5 protein-coding genes are annotated in these 4,886 nt (G+C 37.5%); all 5 read right to left on the bottom strand.

From position 1 onward, the window contains the following. A partial coding sequence (locus AC52RT_RS18150; RefSeq protein WP_495542048.1) for a type 2 periplasmic-binding domain-containing protein occupies positions 1-880 on the bottom strand: 880 nt, incomplete at its 3' end. A gap of 29 nt (positions 881-909) precedes the next feature. Next, complete coding sequence (locus tag AC52RT_RS18145; protein ID WP_495542047.1) at positions 910-1,803, bottom strand: carbohydrate ABC transporter permease; 894 nt, start codon at positions 1,801-1,803, stop codon at positions 910-912. A gap of 15 nt (positions 1,804-1,818) precedes the next feature. After that, positions 1,819-2,778, bottom strand: coding sequence for an ABC transporter permease (locus AC52RT_RS18140; protein WP_495542046.1), 960 nt, complete (start codon positions 2,776-2,778; stop codon positions 1,819-1,821). 154 nt (positions 2,779-2,932) lie between these two features. Further along, positions 2,933-4,477: a response regulator transcription factor gene (locus AC52RT_RS18135; RefSeq protein WP_495542045.1), complete on the bottom strand. Its 1,545-nt coding sequence runs from the start codon at positions 4,475-4,477 to the stop codon at positions 2,933-2,935. Continuing rightward, positions 4,465-4,886 (bottom strand): sensor histidine kinase (locus tag AC52RT_RS18130; RefSeq protein WP_495542044.1); only part of this gene is annotated, 422 nt, incomplete at its 5' end. The genes AC52RT_RS18135 and AC52RT_RS18130, both read right to left, overlap by 13 nt.

Below are 4,886 nucleotides of genomic sequence, written 5' to 3'. Positions count from 1 at the left end.
CTCGTCCTGATGATATTTTCGCTAAATATTGATCATATTTTTGAACGAAGCTTTCTTTGTCTAATAATCCGATATCATTCATATGATTTAACCAACGGAAATATTCTTTTTCTTCTGCACGACGATAGTGCATTTTTGCTTCAAAGGTTTCAGGGTCAATATAAAACTCTCCATCATCCGGTGCCCCTGTTGCTAAGAATGCAGGATTAGTTGTTGTAATTTGTATCCTCCAGTCATCTGCTAACAAAGATAAACCGACAGTTGGCTGTCCATCAATACTTGGGTTTTTCTCTTTATAGTCTTTAATGGCTTTTTCAAAATCCTTTACGGTACGAATCTTTGGATATCCTAGCTGTTTAACTACATCATTCTGGAGCATGAACCCCGTGCCTGGCTCCCAATAGGTCTGATCAACCTGTGTAGTCGGCAGGATATAGATTGAATCATCTTCATTATTCCATTTTAACCGATTAAAATAATCCCCATAAATCTTCTTTAAATTCGGTCCATGTTTATCAATTAAATCCGTCAAATCAATTAGCGCTTCTGCTTCAACTAATTTAGCTGCATTCCCTTTTGGCAGAATCAAATCTGGATACTCCCCGCTGGCAATCATTAATGGAATCTTTTGTTCACCACCAGCCACATCAAATTCCGCTTCCAGACTTACTCCGGTTTTCTCATTCACTTTTTTGCTGACCGGACTCTCCATTTTATCCCATTGCGGATGAGGGTCAGCACTGAATAAGGTAAAAGAAACGGGCCCAGTAGATTCCTTATCCAAATCTACTTTTTTAGAAGTACTGTCATTTTGGCATCCAGCTAGAACCAGCATCGTTGTTGCGATTAATAGTCCAGACTTTTTAAGTGTTCGTTTCATCTTTACATCTCCCCTTTTATTAAACTAAATTAACTTTTTACTGCTCCTAAGGTCATCCCCTGTACAAAGAAACGTTGTAAAAATGGATAAACGATTAAGATTGGGATGATTGTCACTACGGAAATCGCCATTTTAATAGACTCTGGAGAGACGTTTTTAGCTCCTTCTAGAGCCTCATTCCCCCTGTATGCATTGGGATCGGTAGAACTAATCGATGTATTTTGTAATATTTTCATCAATTCATATTGAAGCGTGGTCAAGCTTGGATCAGATCCATTATATAAGTACGTATCAAACCAAGAATTCCACTGACCTACCGCGATAAATAGAGCAATCGTCGCTAAAACCGGAGTACATAAAGGGAGAATAATTCTCCAAAAAATTGAAAAGTCATTAGCGCCATCCATTTTAGCTGATTCTTGTAGAGCATAGGGCAGTCCATCCATAAAGGAACGAACAATAATAATATTGAAGGCATTCACCATGCCAGGAAGAATATACACCCAAAATGTACCTACTAGGTTTAAATCTCTCATCAACATGTAACCAGGAATTAATCCACCGCTAAAATATAGCGTTAAAACAAGGGTCGTTGAAACGAATTTTCTTCCTTTAAAATCAGCACGACTTAGCGTAAATGCAACCATTGCTGATGAAATGACGCCCAAAATCGTACCAATCACTGTCCGTAATGTTGAATTGACAAAGCCTGTAATCAAGTTGTCGTATTCAAATATCGTAATATAGTTTTTAAATGTGAATTCTCTGGGGAAAATCGTGATACCGCCGCGAACCGTATCCGTCGCATCATTGAGTGAGATCGCCAGTACGTTTAAAAATGGGTACAAGGTGATCACAAACACTAACGTTAAAAACGTATAATTACAGATCGTAAAAATTAAGTCACCCTTACTAGATTTCACCGTCACTCTCCCCCTTTACATAACACTTTGGTTCGTAAACCGCTTAAAGATTCCATTCGCTAAAAATAAGAGAATAATACTAACTAAAGAATTGAAGATGCCAATAGCTGTTCCGTATGAAAAACGCCCTAAGCCAATACCATAATTTAAGGCATATAGATCTAATACTTCTGAATAATCGACAATCGTTGAATTTCCTAATAAAAACTGTTTTTCAAAGCCAATTGAAATCAGATGACCAATTGAAAGGATAAGGACCACTAATATCGTTGGGCGGATGCCAGGCAAGGTAATATGCCATATTTGCCGAAGCCTTCCTGCTCCATCTACCTTTGCCGCTTCATATAATTGTGGATCAATCCCAGCCATGGCAGCTAAAAAGATAATGGAGTTCCAGCCCATTTCCTTCCACAAATCAGCGAGTGTAACAATAATCCAAAATAAATTACCTTTGGTCATAAATTGTATGGGCTCATCCACTAGTCCAGTCACCGTCAATAACTGGTTAACAGCTCCTCCATCACTAGACAATACTTTTGTCACAATTCCAGCTACAACTACCCATGAAACAAAATGCGGCAAATACGTAATCGTCTGGAGCGTGTTTTTAAATGCTTTCTTACGAACTTCATTGAGTAAAATCGCAAACACAATCGGGACCGTAAAACCTAAAATAAGACCCATAAGACTCATGGCAAGCGTGTTACGCAGAACTAAATAAAAACGTTCATCTTGGAAGAGCATAATGAAATGCTGCAGACCCACCCATTCCTGTTCTCCCATCGTTTTACCGGGGCGATAATTTTGAAAAGCCATCGTCCATCCCCATAAAGGCAAATAATTGAAAACAAAGACCCAAATAACAAAGGGCATCGACATAAAATATAAGTACCTTTGATGAATGAGTGATCCCCAAAAACTTTTTTTAATTTTGATAGGTTTGTATGTATGCGCTTTCTTTTTGGCGATTTCCATTGACTTCTCCCCTTTCTCTCTTTCATCATACCTTACATTTCACTACGTCAATACCTGCTAGATTACGAGAAAAATCAGGTATAAATTTTAGGTATACGATTCGTGAATCAGTAAAAACAGACAAAATCATCTGACTTTGTCTGTTTTATGATATTCAGCTTATTTTTCCACGTTGGTTTCGATAGGCGGAGGGAGAGGTTCCGACATATTTCTTAAACTTACGATGAAAATAGTCCACATTTGCGTAGCCAATCTGATCAGCCACCTCATAGACCTTGCTCCCCTTTTGCAATAGCTGCTTTCCTATGTCAATTCTCACTTTATCAAGATACGTGTTAAAATACTCACCCGTATAGTTTTTAAACAGCTTGCCTAAATAGGCACTGTTATAATTAAATACCTCTGCTAACGTTTCTAAACGCAGGTTTTTATTGTAATGTTTATGAATTAAATCAATCATTTTCTTAATCTGTGTATCCGTATTGCCATTATCCAATACACCTATTATTTCACTGAATCGGTTTAGTAAAAATTGTTTTACACTCGGTAATGTTGGTAAGTCATAAATCTCCGCCGCCTGGGCATGAATGGCGGTAAGACTTGGATCATTTTTATTGGAAAACAGCAATTTATTTAATATGTTTGTATAGAGTTGAATAAATCCTTTTTTGATTTCCATTTCGGTCATTCTGCAATGAACCATTTCCTCGGCAAGTTCATCAATCATTTTCTCAGCTGTCTTACTGTTAATTGATTCAAAAGCATATTGCAGACGACTGACATACGATTCAATCGCCAATATAGCCTTTTCGTTTGTTTCAATCATCCACTGATCCGAAAGACTACTTTTATCCATTACCAGCCCTTTATCAAAATAAAAATGATGAGTTAAGAGGGTTGAAGCGGTTTGAAACGATTGGTAAATGTGTGATAGAGGAACCTGTTCTCCTATTGCCGCAAAAAAGGTCTCACTGCCAATGCCCGCTTTCAGTTCTTCATATAGGTTCTCTTTAGCATGTTTGGACGTATAGGATTGTCTCAAGAGAACACCAATCTCATAATTATTGGTGAAAACATACCCTTTTTCAGTATATTCGAATAACTCTTTTGCTTTCTGTTTCAAAAAACTGATGTCAGAATGAGCAGCCGGTGAAGTTACCTTCAGTAAGAGAACTTGAAAATTTCGTTGTACATGACTAAGTTCTTCATACATAGGCAAAAATTCTTTATTAAGGGAAACGTCATTCTCTTGGCATAAAGCAATAATCAGTTTTTCTCTTTGCTGGTTTTTTTCTTCCGCTGCAAGCTGCTTTAATTTTTTTTCATCTGCTAATTTATTATAAATCGTTTGTAAATAGAGAATTAATTCATCTTCATCGAGCGGTTTTAACAAATATCCATCTACATGGCACCCCATTGCTCTTTGTGCATAGGTAAAGTCTGCATGTCCGCTTAATATAATAAAATGAGTGTGTCGGTTGTCTTTTCTTATTTTCTCAATAAGTGTGATTCCGTCCATTTCGGGCATACGTACATCAACAATCATTAAGTCCGGCTTATATTCTTGATGTTTTTCAAAGCCTTCACGGCCATTCTGTGCGATATTAATTACCTTGAATCCATAAGTTTCCCAAGCAATAAGTGTTCGGAGTCCTTCTCTTATCATTGGCTCATCATCAACAATGATTACTTCAAACATCTTACTTCCTCCTCTAGTGGAATCATAAATTGAATGCACGTACCTGTCCCTTTTTTTGACGTAATTTGAAGACCGCACCCTTTTCCATATGTAAGAACTTGCCTTTGGTGTACATTACGTAAACCAATGCGAATCCCCTCATCTTCCTCATTTATAAACTGAAAAATTTCCTTCAGCCTATTTTCATCAATCCCAATCCCATTATCCTTCACAGTTACTTGCAAATAATGCCCGGACACTTTTGTTTGAACGACTACCTTTCCTCCAGTTTCTTTATTATCCAAGCCATGAATCACTGCATTTTCAACCAGCGGCTGAATCGTCAGTGGATTTACGAGAATGTTCTTTGAGTCAGGGGCGATGTCTAATTCATATTCGAGGCGCCCTTTATAACGGAATTGCTGGATTT

This window comes from Peribacillus sp. (assembly GCF_059453735.1).
This window is presented reverse-complemented; position numbering and strand designations above follow the sequence as displayed.

What these genes read in the sequence shown, in the direction of transcription:
- AC52RT_RS18140 (WP_495542046.1), bottom strand. Translation starts at nt 2,778, where the DNA reads ATGGAAATCGCCAAAAAGAAAGCGCATACATACAAACCTATCAAAATT.
- AC52RT_RS18135 (WP_495542045.1), bottom strand. Translation starts at nt 4,477, where the DNA reads ATGTTTGAAGTAATCATTGTTGATGATGAGCCAATGATAAGAGAAGGA.